At 52.2% G+C, this 25,231-nt stretch carries 22 protein-coding genes and 1 pseudogene; 5 read left to right on the top strand and 18 right to left on the bottom strand.

What is annotated here, in order from left to right:
* Window positions 1–10 precede the first annotated feature (10 nt).
* The 3 genes from FLT43_RS00505 to FLT43_RS00495 are packed head-to-tail and all read left to right on the top strand — an operon-like array spanning window position 11 to window position 1,290.
* Window positions 11–580 (top strand): TetR/AcrR family transcriptional regulator, encoded by a 570-nt coding sequence (locus FLT43_RS00505; RefSeq protein WP_087443837.1) that lies wholly within the window; start codon window positions 11–13, stop codon window positions 578–580.
* 57 nt (window positions 581–637) lie between these two features.
* Complete coding sequence (locus tag FLT43_RS00500; RefSeq protein WP_087443838.1) at window positions 638–976, top strand: DMT family transporter; 339 nt, start codon at window positions 638–640, stop codon at window positions 974–976.
* Window positions 976–1,290, top strand: coding sequence for a DMT family transporter (locus FLT43_RS00495; RefSeq protein ID WP_087443839.1), 315 nt, complete (start codon window positions 976–978; stop codon window positions 1,288–1,290). The genes FLT43_RS00500 and FLT43_RS00495 overlap by 1 nt, the downstream gene beginning before the upstream one ends.
* A gap of 561 nt (window positions 1,291–1,851) precedes the next feature.
* Here the strand turns inward: FLT43_RS00495 and FLT43_RS00490 are convergent.
* The 11 genes and pseudogenes from FLT43_RS00490 to FLT43_RS00440 form a co-directional block, all read right to left on the bottom strand.
* Entirely contained in the window at window positions 1,852–2,214 is a 363-nt protein-coding gene (locus tag FLT43_RS00490) for a (2Fe-2S) ferredoxin domain-containing protein (protein WP_087443840.1), read from the bottom strand.
* Between the two features lie 25 nt (window positions 2,215–2,239).
* Window positions 2,240–3,256 (bottom strand): ABC transporter substrate-binding protein, encoded by a 1,017-nt coding sequence (locus FLT43_RS00485; protein ID WP_087443841.1) that lies wholly within the window; start codon window positions 3,254–3,256, stop codon window positions 2,240–2,242.
* Window positions 3,257–3,289: 33 nt separating this feature from the next.
* Window positions 3,290–4,357, bottom strand: coding sequence for a methyltransferase domain-containing protein (locus tag FLT43_RS00480; protein ID WP_244194305.1), 1,068 nt, complete (start codon window positions 4,355–4,357; stop codon window positions 3,290–3,292).
* Window positions 4,358–4,385: 28 nt separating this feature from the next.
* A complete protein-coding gene (locus tag FLT43_RS00475) occupies window positions 4,386–5,165 on the bottom strand; it encodes an ABC transporter ATP-binding protein (RefSeq protein WP_087443843.1) in 780 nt (259 codons plus the stop codon).
* On the bottom strand, window positions 5,162–6,238 hold the full coding sequence (locus tag FLT43_RS00470) for a FecCD family ABC transporter permease (protein WP_087443844.1): 1,077 nt from the start codon (window positions 6,236–6,238) through the stop codon (window positions 5,162–5,164). Before FLT43_RS00470 ends, FLT43_RS00475 begins: the two co-directional genes overlap by 4 nt.
* A 158-nt stretch (window positions 6,239–6,396) precedes the next feature.
* A pseudogene (locus FLT43_RS29845) lies at window positions 6,397–6,699 on the bottom strand (DUF4937 domain-containing protein); the annotation flags it as partial.
* Window positions 6,650–6,781 (bottom strand): DUF4937 domain-containing protein, encoded by a 132-nt coding sequence (locus FLT43_RS30720; RefSeq protein WP_390943647.1) that lies wholly within the window; start codon window positions 6,779–6,781, stop codon window positions 6,650–6,652. The gene FLT43_RS30720 and the pseudogene FLT43_RS29845, both read right to left, overlap by 50 nt.
* 146 nt (window positions 6,782–6,927) lie before the next feature.
* Window positions 6,928–9,153, bottom strand: a complete 2,226-nt coding sequence (locus FLT43_RS00455; protein ID WP_181823477.1) for an amylo-alpha-1,6-glucosidase — start codon at window positions 9,151–9,153, stop codon at window positions 6,928–6,930.
* 150 nt (window positions 9,154–9,303) lie between these two features.
* Window positions 9,304–10,167: a carbohydrate ABC transporter permease gene (locus FLT43_RS00450; RefSeq protein WP_087443847.1), complete on the bottom strand. Its 864-nt coding sequence runs from the start codon at window positions 10,165–10,167 to the stop codon at window positions 9,304–9,306.
* Between the two features lie 27 nt (window positions 10,168–10,194).
* Window positions 10,195–11,085, bottom strand: a complete 891-nt coding sequence (locus tag FLT43_RS00445) for an ABC transporter permease (protein ID WP_087443848.1) — start codon at window positions 11,083–11,085, stop codon at window positions 10,195–10,197.
* 20 nt (window positions 11,086–11,105) lie between these two features.
* Complete coding sequence (locus tag FLT43_RS00440) at window positions 11,106–12,704, bottom strand: extracellular solute-binding protein (protein WP_164776300.1); 1,599 nt, start codon at window positions 12,702–12,704, stop codon at window positions 11,106–11,108.
* 349 nt (window positions 12,705–13,053) lie between these two features.
* On the opposite strand from FLT43_RS00440, the gene FLT43_RS00435 reads away from it, so the two are divergent.
* Complete coding sequence (locus tag FLT43_RS00435) at window positions 13,054–14,589, top strand: response regulator transcription factor (RefSeq protein WP_164776298.1); 1,536 nt, start codon at window positions 13,054–13,056, stop codon at window positions 14,587–14,589.
* Window positions 14,586–16,283: a sensor histidine kinase gene (locus FLT43_RS00430; RefSeq protein WP_087443851.1), complete on the top strand. Its 1,698-nt coding sequence runs from the start codon at window positions 14,586–14,588 to the stop codon at window positions 16,281–16,283. Before FLT43_RS00435 ends, FLT43_RS00430 begins: the two co-directional genes overlap by 4 nt.
* A gap of 226 nt (window positions 16,284–16,509) precedes the next feature.
* On the opposite strand, the gene FLT43_RS00425 is transcribed toward FLT43_RS00430, so the two are convergent.
* From FLT43_RS00425 to FLT43_RS00390, 7 genes are all read right to left on the bottom strand, one after another.
* A complete protein-coding gene (locus FLT43_RS00425) occupies window positions 16,510–17,949 on the bottom strand; it encodes a bifunctional 2-methylcitrate dehydratase/aconitate hydratase (protein WP_087443852.1) in 1,440 nt (479 codons plus the stop codon).
* Between the two features lie 23 nt (window positions 17,950–17,972).
* Window positions 17,973–19,097 carry a bifunctional 2-methylcitrate synthase/citrate synthase gene (prpC, locus tag FLT43_RS00420; protein WP_087443853.1) on the bottom strand — a complete coding sequence of 375 codons (1,125 nt, stop codon included), beginning with the start codon at window positions 19,095–19,097 and terminating at the stop codon, window positions 17,973–17,975.
* Window positions 19,098–19,991, bottom strand: coding sequence for a methylisocitrate lyase (gene prpB / locus FLT43_RS00415; protein ID WP_087443854.1), 894 nt, complete (start codon window positions 19,989–19,991; stop codon window positions 19,098–19,100).
* 366 nt (window positions 19,992–20,357) lie between these two features.
* On the bottom strand, window positions 20,358–21,413 hold the full coding sequence (gene ltaE, locus FLT43_RS00405) for a low-specificity L-threonine aldolase (protein WP_087443855.1): 1,056 nt from the start codon (window positions 21,411–21,413) through the stop codon (window positions 20,358–20,360).
* The gene (locus FLT43_RS00400; RefSeq protein ID WP_087443856.1) at window positions 21,410–22,666 is read right to left on the bottom strand and encodes an ATP-grasp domain-containing protein; all 1,257 of its coding nucleotides are present in this window, start codon (window positions 22,664–22,666) and stop codon (window positions 21,410–21,412) included. Before FLT43_RS00400 ends, ltaE begins: the two co-directional genes overlap by 4 nt.
* A complete protein-coding gene (locus tag FLT43_RS00395) occupies window positions 22,641–23,693 on the bottom strand; it encodes a PLP-dependent cysteine synthase family protein (protein WP_087443857.1) in 1,053 nt (350 codons plus the stop codon). Before FLT43_RS00395 ends, FLT43_RS00400 begins: the two co-directional genes overlap by 26 nt.
* Entirely contained in the window at window positions 23,683–25,209 is a 1,527-nt protein-coding gene (locus FLT43_RS00390) for an argininosuccinate lyase (RefSeq protein WP_087443858.1), read from the bottom strand. The genes FLT43_RS00395 and FLT43_RS00390 overlap by 11 nt, the downstream gene beginning before the upstream one ends.
* Window positions 25,210–25,231 lie beyond the last annotated feature (22 nt).

Below are 25,231 nucleotides of genomic sequence, written 5' to 3'. Positions count from 1 at the left end.
GGTACTGCTAATGGACAAAAGAGAAAAGATCGTTCAAGCGTCCATCGAGGTTTTTAAAGAAAAAGGGATTGAAAAGGCCAAAATATCAGACATCGTTCAAAAGGCCGAGATTGCCCAGGGAACGTTTTATCTGTATTTCCCCTCTAAATTATCGGTTATGCCTGTGATCGCGGAGCAAATTGTGCTGCAATTTATGAAGAAAATTGAAGCCACGGTTTCACTTGACGATCCGTTGACCGAGCAACTAAGTCAATTGGTGAATGCCATTTTCCAGGTTACGGCTGAATTTCGTGACGTGTCCGTTCTTGTCTATGCAGGCCTGTCCACAACCGAAAATATGAGCAAATGGGAAAACATTTATGCTCCGCTTTACGATTTGGTCGCTTCTCTGTTCAAGACGAACAAACAGCGCCGCCTCGTTCGCGATAACCTGGATCCCGCTCGTACCGCCAAATTAGTGCTTGGGCTGATTGAATCTGCTGCGGAGCAAGTCTTTTTATATGACGCTTACGACTCACAAAATGAAGCCAGTCAAAGAGCTGAATTACTGACATTTTTAGAGCATGCTTTGCGTCCGTAAAGTATGTCGTCTTTTCTACAAAAATGACTGAATGTCATTCATATGGGAGTGTATGAGATGAATAAATATTGGATGTATGTAGTCCTCACCTGTTTATTAGAGATGGTCTGGGTTTTTGGGTTCAGTACAGCAGATGCGGCATGGCATTGGATACTGCTCGTAGGTGTCATTATCGTTGATTTTTATTTCCTGTCCAAGGCCTGTGAAGGACTGCCTACCGGGACCGTCTATGCCATCTTCGCCGGGGTCGGTTCAATCGGAACGGTATTGATGGATTACTTCTTATTTGACGGAAATATGAGCGCCCTGAAATTGCTCTTTATCGGGCTGCTTGTAGCCGGAGTTATTGGTTTGAAGCTAGCTGACAATAAAGTGGAAGACAGGGGGCATCAATAATGGGTTGGTTATTCGTTACCTTAGCTGCTATAAGTGAAATCGCTGGTGTTGTCGGGTTGAAGCTGTTCAGCCAGGAGAAAAATATCCGCAATGGCGCACTATTCGCGGGCGGGTTCGCCCTCTCCTTCGGGCTGCTGTATCAGGCCTTCGGCTATTTGCAGTTGAGCATCGCCTATGCGGTCTGGATTGGAATCGGAACGGCAGGCGCCGTGCTGATCAATATGATCTTTTTCGGAGAATCCAAAAGCGCGGCCCGTCTTGTCAGCTTGGGTCTGATTATTATTGGCGTTACCGGATTAAAGCTTGTCTCATAAGAAAGGATATTCCCTTGACGGGAAGCGAAGGCTGTCGAGATGACTCGGCAGCCTTGTTCGTCTGCGCTGCCTGCGCAAATGGAAGCGAAAAGCGGCGGAAGATGTATGAGGCCGTAAAATCCTGCACTGATGCAGCAATTTACTCTATTTGATCCACGATTTGGCGATATTGCTGCAGAAATACATTATTTTCACCTATTTTTGTCTAAAATTTATTGGAGAGTCTGAAATTAATGCCGTTTAGCAGCAATTCCTGGAAGGGAGTACACGTCATCAAGGAAAACTGCATTTTCACAGTATTTTTGAGCAAGCTGAGTAGTAAGAAGCAGAGTCGGGGCTGTCTCGCTGCAGCAAAAAAACGGCTTTTGAGACAGCCCCTTATGATCAGGACTAGATTATGAATAGATATCGGTAAAAGTCATGCTCCCCCTACAGACGTCTGTGTCAAGAACGTCGCCTGTGGCGGACGCGGCTTGGCTATGACTATGGCTATGAGTATGTCTATGACTATGGCTATGAGTATGTCTATGGCTATGAGTATGTCTATGGCTATGGCAAGATCTATCTCGGCGGTTTATCTTTTCCTGCGACCGATTGGCCGGTAGCGATGAAGCGGCGATCATACGAGTAGACCATTTGCTCCTCCAGCCGCTCGCCGGCCAACTGCTTGCGCACCAATTCCCTTCCCAGCTCCGGAGTCATCTCCTTATACCAGACCCCTTCCGGGTAGGCGATGACGACACAAGCGTCCGTGCAACGGCCATTGCAGCGGGTGCGTGTCGTATGAATCTGTTTTTTCGCTCCGAGTGCCGATATTTCATCCCGGATCGCTTGCGTCACTTCCTCGGCCTGCTGCTTCATGCAGCTGCCGCCGTTGCATATCAGCAGATGATGGCGGGTCTCCTCCAAATTCCATGTTGGCATGAATGTTCTCCTTCCCCGTTACTTATTATGGCTGCACTTTATCCGGATACAAGCCGGCAGCGAGCGTCTGTAAAGCGATCGGCGCCCGGATGCCCTCTGCAGCCGCCGAGAGCGGCAGCACGATAAACCGCTTGTTTTTGATCGCCTTCACATCAGCCAGCGGCACTTTGTTCAAGAGCAGCTCCTGCTTCTGTGCGGCCGTCGTGTCGCCATAATCGACAATGACGATGACGTCCGGGTCGCGGTTCACTACTTCCTCCCAGCTGACCTCGGCCCATCCTTTGTCGATATCGTCGAAAATATTTTTTCCGCCAACCTTGCCAATCAAGCTGGTTAAGTACGTATTGGCTGCCGTGTAGGCCTTGTCTTCCCCGCTGTCGAACACGAATACGTTCAGGGGCACGCTCACGGTGCCGATTTGCGCCTGGATGTCCTCCAGCTTCTGGCGCATATCGTTCACGAGCGCTTCGGCTCTGTCTTCCACCCGGAAGATGCGCCCGATATTCAAGATGTCCTGATATACATCCTCAAGCGTCGGCGCAGCCTTGCTGGAGGATTCCTGCACATAAGTCAGGACGCCCTGCTCAGCCAGATCCGACCGCGAGCCAAGCGCTTTGTCCCCAAACGCGCTCTTCCATCCCGCATAGGCAAAATCGGGAGACACCGACAAGAACACTTCCTTTGACGGATACTTGTCCGCGAGGACCGGAATCTTGTCGTATTTCTCCTTATATTCGGGCAGGATGCTGTCATCGAGATAAGCCGTTCCGACCATCGAATCTTCGAGACCGAGCGCCAACATCACTTCGGTCGCATGCTGGTTCAGCGTGACCGCCCGCTTCGGCGCGTCTGGGAAGCTCAGCTGTTCTCCCATATTTTCAAGCTCGACCGTTCCGCTCTCGGACACTTGCGCCGCCGGCTGCTCCCCTTGCGCCTGGCGCTTCGCATCCGGCTGTTCCGAACTGCCGCATGCCGACAGCAATACGAGCATCATGGTCATCCCTAGCAATAGAAATCTATTGGTGAATGTTCTTCGATTCATTCCAATTTCCTCCGTCTATTCATTCGTCATCTATCATTTCTTCCGGGCAATCAACGTCATCGTGGCCGAGGTAGCGGGCGATAGTGCAGTCAGCGCGCCGCGCAGCGGATATCCGCCATCTTGCCATGCATTCTCACGATACGGTTGCACACACTTCCCGGCCGCGATCGCTTCGTCTATCGTCTCTGAGGCATCCGGTCCGCTTCCCCTGTCGTTGACTCCCGGGGGGAGCACGGTTCGCCAAGGCGTTGACCAGCCATAATTTTGAATTATCCTCGTTACTTCAAATCCTTCCGCAGCAAGCAGCAGCGCGGCTTCCTTTGGCGTCATCAACGCATATTCGCGTTCTGCCAGGTACCGGGATTCCATGGCCCCGTCGATATACGTCTCGTAAGCGATGGCACAATGGAAGATCTGCCGGGACAGTGAGGTTGAGCCGTCGATCTGGCGGCGAACAAGCTTGCGAGGCTGCACGCGCTTGCGCTCCAGCGTCTGCCAAGCGGCGCCTCCTGGCGGCAGGATCAGATCGACGGCGATCCAGCCTCCTGCCTGCAGCCAACGATGGATCTTGCGCAGCAGCGCAGTATGCTCCTCCATCCGCGTAAAATGCTGCAAAAACCCGTCCGGACATAGCACATGGGTATAGTCGGCGGGTGCTTCAAACGTAAGAACGTCCTCTTCCGCCAGCTGCAGCCGCTGCTCCGCTTCCTCCTTGAACATGCGCTTGCGCTTCGTATCCGCAGCCTTAAGCATCTGGGGACTCCAATCGACGCCGCAGTAGCGCTCAGCCCGGGCGGCCAGCTCGACCGCCAGACGTCCGGTTCCGACGCCAAGCTCCAGTACGCTCGGCGGTTCCGCCGCTTGCTCCAGCCAGTGCCGGTAGAACGCAATCCCCGCTTTTCCGGCAAACTGGTCATAATATTCGGCCTCCTGCCCCGCGTACTTCGGGCTCGGCTGACATTCATGCCGGTTGCCCTGCATCCCGCAGCGGGAGCATAGTGTACCGGCCAAGTCCTCAAGCGGTGTGCCGGAAGGGACACCGTTGCGCGTATCGCCATACCATTCGTCATACATGAATTGACAGCAACTGCATCGGGTCATCGCCAATGGCTCCGCCTCCCTTCCTGTGTCATAAGCTCGCGATCATGTCCGGCAAAAACGTAATCGACGGCTTCCCCGTCAACGGATGGATGGCAATCTCCGTCCGAACCCCGAACACGTCGTAGAGCAAATCCGGCTGCATCACTTGCTCGGGGCTTCCGGAAGCCGCCATCCGGCCTTCTTGCAGCACATAGATGCGATCGCAGTAGCAAGCCGCGATGTTCAGATCATGCAGCGCGGCGAGGCAGGTCAGCTTCAGCGCCTTGATCAGATCCATCATCTGCAGCTGATACCGGATATCCAGATGGTTGGTCGGCTCGTCCAGGATCAGAACGCGAGCCTGCTGCGCCAGCGCCCTCGCAATCAGCACACGCTGTTTCTCTCCGCCGGACAAGTCGGAGAGGCTGCTGCCCGCGGCGTGCAGCAAGCCGACGCGCATCAGCGCCTGCTCCACAATCTCGTAATCCTCCATCGAGTCCGCTTCGAACATTTTCTTATGCGGACTGCGCCCCATCATCACGATATCGCGGACCGTAAAATCGAACGCGGCGGACGACTCCTGGCCGACCACCGCCAACTGTCTGGCCAATTCCTTTTGCGGCAACCGGGATATACGTTGCCCATTCAGCAATATTTCGCCCGAATCGGGCGCCAGCACACGATATATATTTTTGAGCAGCGTCGATTTCCCGCTGCCGTTCGGACCGATCAAGCCAACCATTTCGCCTTCCCGCACATCCAGGCATATCGCTTCAATCAATCGTTTCTCCTGAATGCTGAACGATAGATCTTTCACTTCAACGTTCATTTTCCGCCTCCAAAAGAATATGAGTTCCGCCGCAACAGCCATATAAAGAAAGGCCCGCCGCATAAGGCGGTGACAACGCCGATCGGCAATTCCTCGGGCGCCAGCACAAGCCGCGCCAATACATCGGCCCAGACGATGAAGATAGCCCCCAGCAATAGGCTGACCGGGAGAACGCGGCGGTGATCCGAACCGACGATGAGCCGCACAATATGGGGGATCATCAAGCCGACAAAGCCGATCGCGCCGCTCACAGACACAATCGTTCCCGTCAATAAGGCGACTACAACGACCAGCCATTTGCGGAAGGCATGGAGATTGACGCCAAGGGTAAGCGCCGCCTCCTCCCCCATCAGCAAGGCGTTCAGAGCCCGGTACTGAACAAGCAAAAAGACCGTTCCGGCAATCACAATCAAGGCCGGGAGTGTCAAATACTCCCACTTGGCCCCCGTCAGGCTTCCCATCATCCAATACATCGCTGAACGAATGCCTTCTTCGCGCGGCGCCATCGTCACAATCAGATTGGTGATGGCCGACATCATCATGGACACCGCGATGCCGGATAATAACAGCCGGCTCGTCGCTATCCTGCCCCCCACGCGTGCCAGAACCATGACGATGGCCATCACGGCAAGCGAACCGAGAAAGGCGGATAAGGAAAGCGCATATTGGCCGAAGAAGCGGAACGCGCCGAATAGTATGACAAGCGTGGCCGCCGCAGACGCTCCCGACGACACGCCGAGTATGTACGGGTCAGCCAAGGAATTGCGCATAAGCGCTTGAATGGCGGCACCGGCAACGGACAGCCCCGCACCGACGACGACACCAAGCAGCACCCGCGGAAATCGAATATCCCACACGATATGCCCCTGCCCCTTATCCCATGTCTCCTCGATCCATCCATTGAAGCCAGGCAGATGAGAGAAGGCAATCTTCCAGACCGTTGCCGGCGCAATCGGCACGGGCCCCAGCATCACCGCGAGCGTAACCGATAGGACGAGCCCCGCCGTCAGCGCCAATAGAATGACCGTAAAAAAGAAGGAGCGGCGGCGAAGATCTGCCGGTTCTTTCATCATTTCACAACCTTCGTCATTGTTTATACGTAATGATTACGATTTAGGGAGACAGTGACACATTTTTTTGGGCCGGCATCCTACCAAGAACGAAAAAAGCTCTACTCGCTGCACAATGTAAAAAGCATTCTTTTCCATGTTATAACGAATGAATCAACCATTCAGTGACTTATATCATCGTTTTTTTGATTCACTTCATTCCCTTCTACACGGTCTGTTCCTATATCTAAAACCGTTAACCGCTCAAGCGCTTGTATATCGTTTACGTGGATCGTTTCATCAGTTTCCCATAAACTAACTTCTATCTTCTCATACGACTTTTTCTGTTTATTCGTATCCATAATCTGATCGTGAAGTTCATTCATAAAATAGGTATACGCATTCATGGATTCCCACATCCCGATAATTACGGCCTCATTCTTTTGTAACAGATTCCAGCCCCCCCATTTGAGCGATAAATCCGCTAACGGATTCCAACTGCCCCCATTTCGCTTGCGCGTGGTGAAACACTGCCTTCGAGTCTTCATTGACAATGCACTTGATCATTTTTATAAACATCGAATCATCTTCCTCGGTAAATAATGTGTTCAAAGTTAGCCCTGCGGTATCTGTGTTCCTTCCATTATAAAGATCCCTGCCATTTCTTGATAGCAGGGATCTCTCTTTATACTCGCTATTTTATTGAGGCAACCCTATCTCATCACCGGATGTTTCTGTATATCCATCGGTTCGGCGAAGCGGACATCCTTCAGGATGCGGCGCTGTCTTGCCCGCTCCTCTGCGCGCGCTGGCGAGACGGAGGCTTGGATCGCCTGGATGATGTCATGGTTATGATCGAGCAAGGTTACGGTCAGCGTCCCGTCGGCCTGCGTTATCCTTAGCTCCGAATCAGGGCGCACCTCTATCTCCAGCGGCTCAAAAGGCGAAATATCAATTCTTGCCCGCAAGGAGAGGTCCTGGAACTGATACCGATATACCCTGGCCCCTTCATTGCGGTACTCTGCGGCAATGCGGCCCTTGCCCACGTTGAACGCATATTTCAGATCCGGAATCTCCTCCGGTATTCGCGGAGCGAGGACTAACGTCTTCTGAATCAGATCCGGCCGTACTCCCAAAAAGTATTGGTACCATACCCGCAAATGCTCGGCATTGGACCAGGCTTGAAGATACGCCCCCGTCAGCTTCGCCCAGCTCTCGCCTTCATGAGGGTAAGCATCCATATTTTCGCACAGTCCGCCAACGACCCCTTGGGTCAGCGCCATCCCGTTCATGTTCTTGAATAATCGATAGGCTGTCTCTTCCTCTCCCGCCTCAATCATGCGCTGCATTGCGATGCCGTTCAGCCAGAGCCATACGGCGCCATTGTGATACGCGGCATCCTTATGATAAAGAGGCGTCAAGTGGAACGGATGGAACAACGGATGACGCCGGTCCAGCGAAGCGACTCCCCAAGGATATACAAGCTCTTCCCAAGCCGTGCGGATGGCCTGACAAGCGAACTCCTGATCGTCGAACATGTCAAAGGCAAAGAGCTGGTTCGGACGCAGGGAGAACTCCGGGTTGCCTTCCTTATCCAGCCGGTCGGCCAAATAAGGATGCTCCGCATCGCGGTAATCCTTCTCAAAATTCTCTTTCAACCGATCCGCTATCTGCTTCCACTGTTCCGCACGTTCGTCATCCTTCATATACTCGGCGAAGTACACTCCGGCTAGCAGCTGTTTGTACCATAGCGCCTGAATATCATTGGCCCGCGTGTCCCTTGGCGAATAGGATCGCAATTGACTGTCCCGCGCATCCATCCACGTTTCATTGTCGGCATGCATCAGGTAGCCCTTCTCGTCCATCCAGTGGTCAATAGATCCTTGAATGCTGCGAATGACGGCCGGATACAGATCTTTAATGATTTCCGTATCGCCCGAATATTTGACATAATCCTGCAACTGGATAACAAACCGCGGCGTGCCGTCTGTAGTATGATAATCGATATTTTCAGGGGCAAGGATATTCGGCATTCTGCCGTAAAATCGGGAATCCTGATCCGCATTCTGAAATTCGGCAAAAGAAAGCAGAATGTTGCGTGCCGTGTCGAATTGCCCGCTAACCAAGACTGCCCCCGGGAGCGAAATGAACTGATCCCGCCCCCAATATTCATTGAACCAAGGAAGCCCGGCGTAGATGCCGTCTCCTTGCTGTCTTGTGACGAGCTGATCCATAGTGATGCTTACCCAGCGCAGAGCCAGCTCCAGTGTGTCATCTGTGGTTTTCAGATACGTATTTTCGCGAAGCAGACGTTCCATGCGCTTGACTCGCTCCATCTTGAGGCGATCGGCCTGCCCCCTCGTATCATGCAGCAGCGCGACGGCTTCCTCTGCCGTTCGGCCGGCAGCGATGCAGAAGCCTTCCTCCTTCGCATCCGCAGCGATGATGTGCCCTTGCAGCGTTAATGGCTGCAGCCGCCTGGAGCCTACAGCGATCACCCAGCCTTCTGTGACAGCCGAAAAGATCAGGATATGACCCTCTTGACCTATGGGCTTCACATTCTCTCCTCTTAGCTCCAAGCCGATGGTCGGCTGCTGCGTACCGAGAAGGCTGATTTCCAGCACATTTCGATAATCCAGCATCCACAGCTCTTCTGTAAGAGAACCATGCTCGCGCACCATTTTGTAAGGATAGACATGCACTTGCGAATGCTGATTATCCAGCCTGCGGCCGCCTTCATATAAATTGTAGCCCTGAAGGATCCGGCGCTTTGCAATATTCCATCCTTCAAAATAAGCATGCTCCGGATGATCTGTGTAGTGAGACTGCGTAAAGTAAAACGCGGACTCCTTATTGGTAAAAGAAATCGCGCGGTTCGCTTCCTTCGGCACGAATATGTTCATGTCATCTAACATTGATGTTCCACCTGCATTCGTCATTGCTAACCTCCTGAACGCCATGTAGTCTGCCGCCGATACGCAAAACCTCGCCGCGCTGTGGAATCATTGCGGCGAGGCAGCATACCTGACGTATCGTATAGTACGGCTTCTTTTCACCCTATTGTATTTTGCTGCGAATCACCTAATGACTTATTCCTTGACGGAACCGACAACAATTCCGGACACGAAGTACTTTTGTAAGAAAGGATAAATCAAAAGCAATGGCAGCGTAGACACAACGATTTTGGCGGAATTAAGCGTCCGGTCTGAAATCTTTGCGTATTCGGCCAATTTCGCCGGGTCCGTGATGTTCTGTACTTCCACGCTGAGCTGCTGAATATAGGTCTGCAGCGGATAGTTCGAAGTCTTGTTGATATACACTAACGCGCTGAAATAATCGTTCCAGTGGCCGACGATCGTAAACAGCATGACCGTTGCCAGCGTAGGCAATACGACCGGCAGATAGACCGAGAATAAGATCCTCCACTGCGAGGCTCCATCGATCTTGGCCGCCTCCTCCAGCGACTTCGGAACCGCACGGAACGCATTCATGAGCAGGATGACGTTGCCGATAGGCACCGCCCCCGGCAATATCAACGCCCAAATAGAATCGAGCAGACCAAGCTGCTTGACGACCATGAACGTCGGAATGAGTCCCCCGGAGAACAGCATCGCAAAAATAACGACATTCATATACACTTTCTGTCCCCGGAATTGCTTCGAGCTTTTGGATAACGGGTAGGCCATCAGGATCATCAGCGCCATATTTACGCCTAGCCCCAAGACGACCCTTTCGACCGAGATCATGAACGAACGCCAAAATTGCGAGTCTGACAGCAACTTTTCATAGGAGCTCCATGTAAAATTCACCGGGAACAGGCCCACTAAATTAGCGGAAGCGGCCGCATTATCACTCAGTGAAATAGCTACCATATTGAGTAACGGAAACAGACAAGACAACGTAAGCGCCAATAACAATATCCAGATAATCACGTCGGCGACGCGGCTTTTCATCGTCTGAGCTATAATGGAAGACACCCCCTAGAAAATGCGATAATCTGTCAGCTTTTGCGTCAATTTGTTCGCAGACAAGATCAAGATAATGCCGACAATGGAACGCAACAGACCGACTGCAGTTCCGAGACTATATTGTCTTTCGACCAGACCTACCCGGTACACATAGGTGTCAATGATGTCGGCGGTCTCGTATACCAAAGGATTATAAAGATTAAAAATTTGGTCGAAGCCGGCATTCAACACATTCGGCAGGTTCAACGTCGTGACCAGCAGGATCGTAGGCATCAGGCCGGGCAGCGTGACATACCACAGCTTCTGGAACCGGTTCGCCCCATCAATCGACGCCGCTTCGTATTGTCCCGGATCAATCGAGGTCAGCGAGGCCAGATAGATGATCGAGCCATATCCGAACCCTTTCCACACATCGGACAACACCAGCATCGGCCTGAACCATTCATTGCTCGCCATAAATAAAATCGGGTCCACGCCAAACCAACCTAAAAATGCGTTGATCGGGCCTTCATAGGAAAAAATGTTCATCACGACGGTAGCCAGTACGGCCCATGACAAGAAATTCGGCAAATACACAACCGTCTGCATGAACCGCTTGGCGAACTTCAATCGAATCTCATTCAGGAGCAAAGCAAACGTAATCGAAACGAAGGTCCCCACAATAATTTTCCATACTGCGATGACGATCGTGTTGATAAAAATCTGCTTGCTGTCCGGAATTTGCAGCATGAATTTAAAATTATCCAAACCTACCCATCGCGAACCGCTGATCCCTTTGGCAGGAACATAATCTTGAAAAGCCATCACAATCCCGAACATCGGGATGAACGAGAAAATAATCAGGAAGATCATGCCTGCGGCCATCATGGAGTGGAACGCGATCTGATCGTTTCTATTCTTCATGAAGAACTCTCTCTTTCATGTCAATTGGAGGCAATCGCTTCGTTCACTTCTTCCGTAATGATGTCGCCGCCGGTTTTCTTCCAATTCTCAACAAATTTATCGAAGTCATCCGGCGTTTGCTCGCCTGTAATAATCTTCAGATACATTTCAAGCTCCATCTTCATTAAGGTTGGCCATTTCAAAGACATGGAGCGAGTGCTGCCGAAGAAGATAGGGTTCACTTCTTTGATGTTGGAGCTGTTGACCAGCTTCGCCGTCGTCATGCTCGATGTATATCCAGCCCATGCATTGGCATCGACTTGATTTCCATTTTTCGAATCATCCAAATATTTTTTGTAAGACTTATAAGCCGCAATATCCAGATTGCTCGTTAATTTGCTGGCATCGCCTGTCTCCAACGCCTCTTCCATAATTCCGACATTGCGGTAGAATGCATCATAATAGTCAATGTTGACGGCGAGCGGAGTTCCGCCTACATTATGCGCGCTGTAATCCTCGAATTCCTTGAGAATAGCTTCGTCCTTCTCTTGATAACGCTGATAATCGAATTGAACGCTCGCGATCTTAATTGCGGCTTCGGGATGGCTGAACCCTTTGCGGACCACCAGATAACTGCTGGTCGGCTTGCCCGTGAACATCGTGACCGAGCCGTCTTCCGATTGCGGAGCGACATAAGACACCCACTCGGCATCCGGATTGAGCTTGAGCGAGTCAGCCACGGTCCAGCTTCCCCACCAGTTGTCCAGGAACGATCCGCTCTTGCCGCTTGTCAGCAGCGCCTTGCGGTCATCCGAGGTGCGGACGGCGAACTGGCGGTCAATGAGTCCTTTTTTATACATATCTGCGATTTTGGCAAGAGCGGGCTTCATTTCAGGCTGGATGGAACCGTATACAGCCTTGCCCGTGCCGTCATCGATCCATTGCTTCGGGAACGCTCCATATAAGGCAAATATGTTATTCACTTCATATTGACCGCCGGAAATTCCGACAGGCTGTTCATTATCGATGACAAGACCGACCGTAGTTCCAGGTCCATTGCCGCCGGGATCTTTTTCGACGAACTGGGTGATGATATGTTCAATATCTTCGATTGTTTTCGGTTCGGTAAGCCCCAATTTGTCCATCCAGTCTTTGCGCAGCCACAGGACGCCCGGACCGTGAGAAATTTCCGTAGTTGGAAGCGCCATCAGCTTGCCGTCGAACTTGGCGGTGTCCAGCACGCGGCCATCATAGGAATCATAGATTTCCTTGATTCGCTCACTGGCTGTATTTTCATAGGCATCGGTAAGGTCTTCGATTAGATCGTTCTCGTACAGCTGCTCCAATGTCTCATGATCGGGAACGACCATAATATCGGGAATCTCGCCGCTTACGATCGCCATCGATACTTTTTGCTGATAGTCTGTCCCGTCATTGGCCTCGAACGCAATCTCATTTTGGACATTCAGCTTGTCCTTGATATATCTTGTCCATACATTGTCGGTCGCATTGTCCTTCTCATAGAGCGTGCCTTTCAGCGAAGAGTAGTTCCCTGCTACCTGGCCCACCGTGTAGGTAACGGTGTCAGGATAAGGCGCAAAAGATGCCGTCTTGGCTTCCTTCCACGCAGGGTCATTCATATCCACAGCGGATTCCTCAGCAGGCTTGTCCGCTTTTTGACATCCAGCCATAGCAATAACCAATAGCAATGCTATCGCAAAGAAAAAACCGTGTCTCCGTTTTGTGATCATGACATAAGCTCCTTTACAGTGGTGTGAACGATTTCAAAACGCCGGCTTGCTTCAACATGGATATCCAACATGTCTTGCACGTCTCTAATTCTAATGCGTTTCCTTCGCGGCCGTATATATGAATTAATTGTGCTTTACGCGAATTTTTTACGAAGTTTCCTAATGAGCGCTCCTTCTATTTCATTCGTTTTGAAAAGGCTTATAATAAATGATGATAACGCTTGAAAAGAGGATGCACATGCTAACCATTTTAATCGCAGATGATCAACAGGAAGAACGAGAAGGTATCGCTTTTCTGATCGAAGAGCTTCAATTTCCTCTTAAAGTGGAGTTTGCGGAAAACGGCAAAAAGGCGCTCGAATTTTTGCGCCGCCAGTCTGCCGATATTTTGTTCACCGATGTGAAGATGCCGCTTATGGATGGGCTGCAGCTTACCAGGCAGGCACTGCAGCTTCAACCGCAATTGAAGGTGATCATATTCAGCGGTTTCGCGGAATTTGAATATGCCAAGACGGCCATCTCTCTTGGCGTGTCCGACTACCTTCTCAAGCCAATCCATGTGGATGCCTTTCAAGATACGATGCACAAAGTCATCCAAGACATAACGCAACAAAAGCAAGAAGACGAAGCATCGAAAATGAGAAAAGCCTATGTCAAAAAACATGTGCTGTTCACCCTCGTCAACGGTGTGGGCGCCCCTCCTTCATTGAAGGGAGCTTCATTGGATTTGCCGGCTGCTTACCACAGAATGCTGCTGCTGGAGTGTGAAAAAAACTTCTTCGAGCATGTTGGAGCGGAATTCGAAAGCTATGTCCTGTCCCTGTTGGACACGCCGGCGGATTATATTAATTTGAATGGCTATCAGAGCTTGCTGCTCTTTCCCGAGGGGAAGTGTTCCTCTGGCTTATCCTATCGTGACCTGGCACAGCGTATTCACGAGAGCATTTTAACGAGATTTAATTCGATCTGCTATGCAGCCTTGAACGAGGAGCCGACGGCGATTGAAGATCTGGCTGCCGGGCTTAACCAATTAGAGCAGCTGATGGAGTACCGCTTTTTCTCGCCGGATCGTTTCATTTTTGAAGAAACGGATGACAACGTTTATGATTCCGATGACACGGAACAATGTGATAGCGCTATCTTGGAAAAGATTCGGAACAATATTAAGAACCGGGATATTTTCGGCCTGAAGGGCAACACCGAAATCCTGTATCAAAAATATGAAAAGCAGGTTCAGTTCTCGCAACTGTATGTGAAATATATGTTTTCGAGTCTCTGCCAAGAAATCGTCACCCATCTTATGGTGGATGTGTCTGAACTGGAGCTAAATCACGGGATTGAGAAAATATACAGAGCCGAAGACATCCGGGATATCAAAAAAATCATCAATGAGTACGTCTTGCGGCTGGAGGAGAAATATACAGATTCCGAAGCTTCTTGCAACCGGGATATTGCCTGCATCACCAAGTATATTGAAGACCATTATGCTGACGACCTGAGTCTGGATTCTCTCGCTGCCAAAGTCTATTTATCGCCCCATTACCTGAGTTCGATGTTCAAGAAGAGTATGGGCTGCGGCTTGAACAAATACATCAAAAACGTGCGCATGCAGAAGGCGCAGGAATTGTTAACGAGCACTCATCTCAAAGTGTCCGATATATCGAGCGCCGTGGGATATCGGGATGTATCGTATTTTTGCCAGAACTATAGAGACTTTTATGGGCGCACTCCCGAAAAATACCGGCAATTCGTGGCTGCAGGAGAAAGAGCATGAGAGGATGGCAAGCGCATAAGCAATTCATTCGCGACATGAAATTCCAAACCAAAATCAAACTTGCCTTTCTCTTCATCAGCTTAATTCCCGTTATTGTATTGGGCGGATTTTGTTTTTTTGAGACCAGGCAGCTTTTGTTGGCGCAGTCTGAAGCGGATCTGAATGCGAATCTGGAGCAAAGTGTGCAAGCGGTGAACAACCAGCTGAATACATACAATAAAATCATCACCTTTTTGAGCTTCAATCAAGCGATCATTAATGCAGCCAATCATACGTATGATAGTGCTTATTCGATGTACGATCAGCTCAAAAACGTCATTGACCAAAATTTTTATACCGCCCAATATTTGAATCCGGATATCAAGCGAATCACGCTGTATACGGGAACGAACCTGCCGAAGCATGGGAGCACCGTCATTCCTATCGAGGAGATAACCAATGCCGATTGGTACCCGCAAGTGATGACAACGACGGAAAACCTTTGGTTTTTTAATGGAAATAAGATGTTCAGCGTTGGGCGCATTTTTAACACGAAACTAAGAAATCCGAAAGATAATATTTTGTACACCGAAGTAGAATATGCTTCCCTGTTCCAATCCTTCGAGTCTTTGCTGGCCAATGGAGCCGAGATTCTCGTCACGGACGCAGACGGCCATTCAGTCTATTCATCGGAAAAGCTAAAGGGAAAATCCCAGATTCCCATTCAAGCAGGTCATGAGCTGCGCTGGAATGAACAGGACTACACCGTATTGCAGTCCATGATCCCGATCTCGGGGTGGAATGTGTTTTTATATAAGCCGACGAATCTGATCACGGCCTCTGCTCGGCTCATTATTTTGACCATCGTGCTGATCATGATCGCCTGCATTATTGCCGTCGCTGTGACCGGCACCTTTTTTGCCAGAAGGATGATGTCCCGCATCGATCATTTGCATCAAAATATGAATCTCGTCAGCAAAGGCGTGCTTGAGGTTACGGTCACAAGCGACTCGAAAGATGAAATCGGTGACTTAATCAGAGGCTTTGGCCATATGGTGGAAGAGACCAAAACGCTTATTCATAAAGTGTACGTGGAGGAGATCGCGCGCAAAGAGTATGAAATGAAAGCGCTCCAGGCTCAGATCAATCCCCACTTTCTGTACAACTCCCTCTCTCTTATCAACTGGAGGGCGATTCGGCTTCGAGCCCCGGAGATTAGCGAGATGGCTCAGCTGCTGTCCACTTTTTATCGGACCACCCTGAATAAGGGCGACAATATGATTCTGGTCTCGGACGAGATTCTAAATGTACAATCCTATATGCGGATTCAGCTTATCATGCACAGCAACAGCTTCGAAGTGGAATATCAGATCGAGGATGAGATTCTGTCCTGCCGCATGCCGAACTTAATGCTGCAGCCTCTTATCGAAAACGCCATACTGCATGGCATTGAGAACAGAGAAGAAGGAGGCGGGAACATCTGCGTGACGGGAACACGGGAACAGGACTGCATTGTGTTTCAAGTTCAGGACAATGGAGTGGGCATTCCGCCGGAGCGGCTTCCTCTGCTGCTGCAAACCCAGTCCAAAGGCTATGGTCTCAAAAACGTAAACGACCGCGCGAAGCTCATGTACGGGCCAGAGTACGGCTTGACCATAGACAGTGCTGTTCAGGTTGGAACACAGGTCACGCTGACAATTCCTGTGGATCGGTAAGTTGTCCGCAGGGTTGCCGGCATGCAGCTCCGGGTTTTGCTCATTTGCAGGCCAAATTGCACGCTAGTGATGTTCACTTCTTTTACCAATTGTGATATCATACCATTAAAGGAGCCGAGTGCGGCAAACACTCGGCTAACAATTGGCTTGGATGGGCCTATCCCTTCTAAGTTGCAAGCACATAAGAACCCACCTGGGCGCTAACCTTAGGGTGGGTTCTTACTTTTCAGATAAAAAACTTGTCCACGAAGACTTGTACGGCTGTAGCTTCCAAGCGCTCTTGATTGTCGCAAAGCTCCAGAATGTCCGCCACTTGCTTTGCAGGGAAACGCGTCGCCAAATTGCTCTTAAATTTCTTTTCCAGCACCGGGATGCCTTCCGCTCTTCTGCGGCGGTGGCCGATCGGATATTCAACGGCTACGTTGTCCGTCTTGGAGCCGTCCCTGAACACCACTTGAATGGCATTGGCGATGGATCGCTTCTCCGGATCGAGATAATCCTTGGAATATTGCGGATTTTCCACTACCGTCATCTTCTCTCGCAGGGCATCGATACGCGGATCTTCTGCTGTGGAATCTTCATAATGATCCGCCGTCAGCTCACCGAAAATAAGCCCGATTGCCGTCATGTACTGCAGGCAATGATCGCGGTCCGCCGGGTTGTACAGCGGTCCTTTTTTATCGATGATGCGGATCGCCGATTCGTGTGTGGTGATCACAATATGGTCGATGTCGTCCAGCCGCTCCTTGACGTCCGGATGCAGCTGAATCGCGCATTCCACGGCCGTTTGCGCATGGAATTCCGCGGGGAACGAAAGCTTGAACAGCACGTTCTCCATAACATACGATCTGTAAGGACGCTGGAACTTGAACTCGTTGCCTTTAAAGAGAACATCGTAGAAGCCCCAGGTTCTCGCCGTCAATGCGGAGGGATAGCCCATTTCGCTCTTCAGCGACATCATGGCCAGACGCACCGCACGACTTGTCGCATCGCCTGCGGCCCACGATTTGCGAGAGCCCGTATTAGGCGCATGACGGTACGTGCGAAGGGATTGTCCGTCGATCCATGCGTTGGACACCGCATTCATGATCTGCTCCTCGGTTCCGCCGAGCAGCTTCGTAACAACGGCGGCCGAAGCCACTTTGACGAGCAGGACATGATCCAGTCCTACACGGTTGAAGCTGTTTTCCAGTGCGATCACGCCTTGAATTTCATGCGCTTGAATCATGGCCGTCAATACGTCCCGCATCAACAGCGGAGCTTTTCCTTCCGCAACGTTCTTCCGGCTTACATAATCGGCAACGGCCAGAATGCCGCCCAGATTGTCCGAAGGGTGGCCCCATTCCGCAGCCAGCCACGTATCGTTGTAATCTAGCCAACGAATCATAGCGCCGATGTTAAATGCGGCTGTAACGGGATCCAACTGGTAGGAAGTACCCGGCACCTTGGCACCGTTCGGCACGACCGTTCCCGGCACAATCGGTCCGAGCAGCTTCGTGCACTCCGGGTAACGAAGCGCCAGCATGCCACAGCCGAGCGTATCGATTAAGCAGTATCGGGCGGTTCGGTATGCTTCCTCGCTATCAATCGTCTGGCCTACATAAGCGGCGATATCCTTAATCACTTGATCCGGCTCAGGTCTTACATTGCTGATATGTGATGACACAATGCATTCCTCCTAGTGAGTAGTTATGCTCTCGATTCCATCGGCAGCCACGGCTGGGGTTCTGGACCGATATATTCCGCGTTGGGGCGAATCAACTTATTGCTCGCCCTTTGCTCGATGATGTGAGCGGACCATCCGCTCGTGCGGGATATCACGAACACAGGCGTGAACATCGCCGTCGGGATGCCCATCAGATGGTAAGCCGAAGCGCTGTAGAAGTCCAGGTTCGGAAACAGCTTCTTCTCTTCCCGCATCATCGATTCAATGCGTTCGGAAATGTGATAAAGATTCATGTTCCCTGCATGCTCCGACAGCTTGCGCGACCAGACCTTAATGACATCGGAGCGCGGATCGGAGACGGAATAGACCCGGTGCCCGAAGCCCATGATCAGTTTTTTCTCCTGCAGCATCCGGCGCAGGCCCGCTTCCGCCTCGTCCGGCGTGCGGAACTGTTGGATCAGTTCCATCGCCGCCTCGTTCGCGCCGCCGTGCAGCGGACCGCGCAGCGTGCCGATGCCTGAAGTAATCGCCGAATACATGTCCGACAAAGTAGAAGCGGCGGTGCGGGATGCAAAGGTCGAAGCGTTGTACTCATGCTCCGCATACAGAATCAAAGAAACGTCCATCGCCCGCTCATGCAGCGGTTCCGGCTTCTTGCCGTGCAGCAAATGCAGAAAATGTCCGGCGATGCTGCTATCGTCCGTATCCGTCTCAATTCTGGTGCCGGTCTGGGCATAATGATGCCAATACAGCAGCATCGAGCCAAAGCTGGCCATCAAGCGGTCGGCAATATCGCTTTGGCTGCGTCCAAGACCCTCAGGTTCCATGGTGCCGAGAACCGAGCACCCCGTGCGCAGAACGTCCATCGGGTGCGATCCGGCCGGCAGTTGTTCCAGCACCCTTTTCAGAGCAGCCGGAAGTCCGCGCAGGCGCTGCAGCTTCGAGCGATAAGCATCCAGTTCACTGAAAGAAGGCAATGTTCCGTAAATGAGCAGATAGGCTGTTTCCTCGAAGGTCGCATGCTCGGCCAGATCGTAGATGGAATACCCCCGATAATTCAGGCCCTTACCCTCTTTCCCCACAGTAGCAATCGCGGTTTGGCCGGCGATGATTCCGGCTAATCCGCCTTGTTTTTTCGCCGTTGTCATTTATTGTCCCTCCTTGTCGGCAGCGAACAATTCATCCAGCTTTTTTTCGTACTCGTGATACTTCAAAAATTCATACAACTCGTTGCGTGTTTGCATCATATCGATGACGCTTTGCTGCGTTCCTTCGCGGCGGATCGTCTCATACACCTGTAAAGCCGCGGCATTCATAGCGCGGAAAGCGGACAGAGGATAGAGCACGAGGCTGACTCCGGCGGCTCCAAGCTCTTCAACGGACAGCATCGGCGTCTGGCCGAACTCCGTAATATTCGCAAGAATCGGCACGTTCACGGCTTCGGCGAATTTCCGGTATTGCCACACTTCGGTAACCGCCTCGGCAAAAATCATGTCCGCCCCGGCCTCCACATAGGCGGCCGCCCGCTCGAGCGCAGCATCGAGCCCTTCGGAAGCCAGAGCGTCCGTGCGCGCCATAACGACGAAGGAACCATCCGCCTTGGCATCGACAGCCGTCTTAATCCGATCGGCCATTTCTTCCTTGCTCACAATCGCTTTGTTCGGCCGGTGCCCGCATCGCTTGGCCATCACTTGATCCTCGATATGCACGCCCGCCGCCCCGGCTCTGGTCATTTCCCGGATGGTTCTGGCAATATTGAAGGCGCTTCCGAATCCCGTGTCGGCATCTACCAGAAGCGGCAGGTCGACGGCCGAAGTGATGCGGCGGACATCCTCCGTCACATCGTTCAGTGTCGTAATGCCCAGATCCGGCAAGCCGAATGAAGCATTGGCCACACCGGCCCCGGACAAATAAATCGCGCGGAAGCCTGCGGACTTGGCCAGCATAGCAACATAGGCGTTAATCGTGCCAGCCACCTGCAGCGGCCGCTCTTCCTCAACAGCTTGACGCAAACGTAAGCCTGGAGAATCTAAACGGGTCATACTTGCCACACCCCTTTCATTTTCTATCTTCTTTCCCCTTCAACCAAGCTTGAACGGCCCTTTCGGCGCAAAATGACGATCGGAGCATTCATGTAGGAACATAGGGACAGCCTCCGAGTCCTGCCGCGGATCTGTCGAAATCGCGGATGCCTTCCTTATAGCGGATAAGCGCATTGGCAAACGCCTTCCCTCTAGTGTTATGCGAATGCAGAGAAAAAAAGAAATCAGGCAACGCTGCCAGATTACTTTGCTTACTTCCATGCTCTCCTAGAAAAAAAGGACCCCATGCCGTTAACCTCCTTCAACGGAAATTAGCGGCGCAAGTCCATAAACGCCTGACAGCATGTTGAACAACCTGTTGATCTCCTACACAGCAGGGTCTGTCAACAGCTCGCGTACAATTCTCAGCGCCTCGTCAATATCGGCTGTCTGAATGCCGGAATGCGTCACGGCCCGAATTCTGCCGTGCCCGAGCTCAGCCACGCGAAGCCCGCGCGCATGCGCAGCTTCGATGAATGTCTGCCACGTATAAGCGGGATGCTCGATCCGGAAGAACACGATATTGGTCTCTACATCCTCCACTTGAATCACGATTCCCGGAATGTCCGCGAGACCACGGGCCAAGCGGAGCGCATGTGCATGATCGGCCGCTAATCGATCCGTCATCTGCTCCAGCCCAACCAGGCCCGGTGCCGCGATGATGCCTGCTTGACGCATACCGCCGCCCAGCATCTTGCGCAGTCGGTACACCTTCCGAATAAAGTCCTCTGTCCCGGTGACAATCGAACCAATCGGCGCAGACAACCCTTTCGACAGACAAATCTGCACGGAATCCGCATAACGCGCTATCTCCGCTGCATCTGTTCCAAGGGCAACCGCAGCGTTGAACAAACGCGCTCCGTCCATATGGATTGGCACGGCCTTTGCATTTGCAAATGCGCGAACCTCTTCCAAGTATGCAAGCGGCAGGACACGTCCCCCCATCCGGTTATGCGGATTCTCCAGAGAGATCAATGCAGGCAAAGCAAACTGCGGATCTTCCGGCTCCAGTGGAAATGCCCGTTCCAAATCAGCTATGGCCAATCGTCCATCCGGCAGTGTCGGAATCGGCTCGTACATGATACCGCCGCATACGGATGCGCCGCCCGCTTCATAGATGTATATGTCTGTCTCGTCGCCTACGATCGCTTTGGATCCGCGTGGACAATGTGCCATTAACGATGCCAGATTGGCCATCGTGCCGCTCGGCATGAGAATCGCCGCCTCCTTGCCTAGCTGCCGGGCTGCTTCTTGCTCCAATTGGCGAACCGTCGGGTCTTCCCCGTACACATCGTCACCAAGTGCCGCCTCTTGAATCGCCTCTATCATGCGGCGCGTCGGCAGCGTGAACGTATCGCTTCTCAATTCTATCACCTGTCTCATACCCCGCTCCCCGTGTGCTGATTGACTTGCACCTTTATGAACTCATGCACCTGTGAGATAAGTTTATCCGTCTCCTCATAATCATTGCCTTCTACGATGACGTATCCGAGACGATGCGAGAAGTTCTGCGGCGGTTGAACCTTTTGACCGATTTGCGCTGTGATCGCTACTTCCGCAATCCCGGGTATCCCGCTAACGGCCTCAATGCCATTGATTCCAACAAAGGTCCCCAGAACGTCAGACACGAGAAAGTGGATGCCCGCATAGTTTGTATACTCTACCGTTTGCGGCCATTCAGGTGCCTTTCCAGCCGCACACCAGATCTGTTCCTGAAGCAGATCAATTCCTGTTGAACGGCGAACCAACTCCGGAATCATGCCGCCGGCCAGCCTCGCGTTGCTTTCGATGACGACACAGCCTTCCGGGGTCCACTTCACTTCGGTATGCGAGGCGCCGAAGCGATAGTTCACCGCGGCCAGCGCCCGCTCCACTGTCTGCTCAATCTCCTGCCGCACATTTACGGACAGCCGGGCAGGGAAGAGATGTCCCGCTTCGACAAAATAGGGATATCCGGTCAACCTTTTCTCTGTAATGCCGATGACGAAACATTGCCCTTGCCACGAAAACATCTCCACGCTAAATTCAGGCCCCTCGATATACTGCTCGAGCAGTACCGTCCGGGCCGTGGCCTGTCCGCGGGCATTATGCTTAATCGCAAGGATTTCAGCTGTCATCTGTTCCACTTCATCCCAGCGGAAGCATAGACGCACATGATTCGATCCGCTATCGTCTGCGGGTTTCAGGATACAAGGAAGGGGAATGGAAGAGCGGGCCTCCATTAATGCCTCCATAGAGTCTATCGCGAGGAATCTGGGCTGGGCCACCTGATGCGCATCAAGCTTCTCCCGGAAAATCACTTTGTTACGGCATGCCGCGATCGACTCCCGGGAATTGCCGATCCAACCGAAATGCCGGGCAAGCCTAGCCACCGATTCGATATAGTAATCGCTTGTTGACATTATTCCAACGATGTCTCTGTCTTGCGCGCTCTCCTGTGTGACCCAATCGATCAAGGCAGCCTCGGAATTGGTGTCGATCAAGACAATGCGACAATCCAGCTCCTTCAGCCCATTGTAACGTTCAGGCCTCTCGGTGAGAAATACAGGCTCGAACCCGAGTTCGCGCGCCTTTCGAATCGCCATCATGCCCGTCCCCGTTGTATTCGCTTCAACGAATAGCAATTGTTTGTTCATAAGGCTGCATCCCCACTAATTTGGAATAGGACCAGGCAGACACGACGGTATCCGGTTCAACACACTGTGGCGTGTCAGGCAGGTGAAGCCGCGTTAGGCCTTTGCTCTCCCGGTAGGAGTGACTATAAATCGAATCGGTATAGCGGTCCCCGCGATCGGGGAATATCGCCACGATATTGCAGCCTTGCGCCACCTGGCTTGCCAGCCAGCAAGCTACCGCATATACCGAACCGGAGCTGTTGCCGGCGAAAATATGCTCGTTCCGAGCCAACTGCAGCGTCGCCGCAAAAGCCTCTTCATCGTTCAGCCAATGCACCTCATCGATGATGGCGAAATCTACGTTCTTCGCTATAAGGCTGTTGCCTAAGCCGCCTTGCAGGCGCGCCGGCCGATCAGGCTGCCCGAATATTACGCTCCCCGCTGCATCGACCGCCACGACGCGAAGATCCGGGTTATGCCGCTTCAGCTCTCTGGCGGTGCCGGACAAGGAACCTCCACTTCCGACGGAGCCAATAAGCACATCAATGCGCTCAAGGTCCCGTAACAGCTCGGAAGCCAACGCTTCATAGGCCCGAGGGTTCTCCCGATTATCGTATTGTCGGGGCCAGAACGCGCCAGGGTATTCCTTCATTAATTCATGCAGACGTTCCAGTCTCGCGCTTTGCCAGCCTTGCTTGCCCATCTGCGAGACCACATGAACATGGCAGCCAAGCGATGTCAGCTTCGCATACGTAATCGGGTCAATACGGGGATCGGTCACGATGTGGACGTCATGGCCCAACTGGCGCCCAACAAGCGCCAATCCGCAAGCCAGCGTGCCTGACGAGCTCTCGATTATCGGCATGCCCTTCTTCAGTTCTCCCGACCGTATCGCTGCCAGAATCGTTTGCTTGGCCACACGATCCTTCATGCCGAACGGATTCATCAACTCGAGCTTCGCGTAGACGGAGCCAATCGACCGTTCGTCCACCCGCAGCTTAACCAACGGGGTCTCTCCGATTGCATCCGCCCATTGTTCATACCGCACCTAGTCCCACACCCTTCCCTTTCTTGTTAAAGAGCAATCCCTTCAATAGTCTCTCTCGCCTGGCTTCTACCGCCAACAATTGAGCCTCTCGCTCTTGCCGCTCAAGCTCCAGCCTCTCCGCCTGCTCCATCTGGGCCGCGAGCATCTGCTGTACCTCCTCGGGATGAGTCGAGCCCGTAGACTTCTTGCCGTACAGACTCGCCAGCACATCGAAGGAAGAGGCAAGGAGACGGGCGGTATCCGGCACATAAAAGCCTGCTTCCGCACAGGCTTCCTGCAGCAGGCGCGCATCGCCCGGATTCGGGGACACCCCGTGTTCAAGGGCAGCAGCGATGTATCGGCCTGCGATCACCTGCGCTGTGCGGTACGGAATTCCCTGCTCCAAGGTCAGCTGATTCGCCAGCGTGAATCCTCCGAAAAAGTCCCGTTTGCATATGCTGAGCATGCGCTCCTCGTTGAATTGCAAATGGTCGGTAACCGTTTTCAGCAAGCGCAGCAAGGTTCTCGTCTGTTGGAACAACGCCAGCAGATGGGTGCCGGCCTCTTTCGATGTTTCCACTAAATTCGTGAAGGCCGTATTTCGCTGTCCAAGAACCATGTCCATATAAAATGCGGACAGATGGGCGCTCTTCCCTCGAATCCGTTCCAGAATCGGGAAATTCCTCTTCTGCGGCATGGCGGAAGAAATACCCGATAAGTCATCCGGCAAGTGAAGGAAATTCATTTCACTGCTGCCCCATTGAATCAAATCCGTCGTAAATCGGGAGACCAGTACGGAGAAAGTGGACAGCTCGCCAGCGATCCTTAATACCCATTCCCGAGACGCGACAGCCGCCAACGCGCTCATCCGCGGCTGTCGAAACCCGAGCAGCTTGGACAACCGTTGACGGTTCCACGGCAGTTCCAATCCGGCCATGGCCCCGGCTCCTAGCGGGCATTGATTCATTTCGTCATAGATGTGCATCCAGCGAGTCATCGTTTGCACGAATTCACCGTTAATGGAGGAAAGATAGAACCCGGGAGTAATGATTTGTGCAGATTGGTAGTGGGTATATCCCGGCATGGGGACCGATCGATAGCGGACGGCCAACCTATGTATCGATCGAATAAGCTGCCCCAATTCGTCCGCCGTCTCCAACCATTGCGAACGGCCGAACATGACTTGGGCACAGGCTTGCACATCATTGCGGCTGCGATCGATGTGCCAGCGAGGTACCGGCCGGGACAGCAAACTTTCAACATGGCGTTCAAGGGCAAAGGAGATATCGGACATATTGCGCCCGGGGTCCGGTGCAACTGTGCCGCGTTCAGCGGCCTGAAGCGCTTTTGCAATCTCTAAAGCGTCCTGTCGCGTGATCAAGCCCATTCTGACATATTCCAAAAGCATGGCTAATTCAATCTGAATGTACGCAGGCAGTAAATATTCAACCTCGTACTGGAATTGCGGCTCCAACACTTCGTCATGCAGGAGGCGGGCTGGTGTTGAAGCAATCCGTCCCGTTAATTTTCCGCTCATGCAGAAATACACCTCGCTTCCG

The sequence above is a fragment of the Paenibacillus thiaminolyticus genome (assembly GCF_007066085.1).
Taxonomy (GTDB): domain Bacteria; phylum Bacillota; class Bacilli; order Paenibacillales; family Paenibacillaceae; genus Paenibacillus_B; species Paenibacillus_B thiaminolyticus.
Note: the sequence above shows the minus strand (reverse complement) of the source record. Positions and strands in the feature narration are given on the sequence as shown.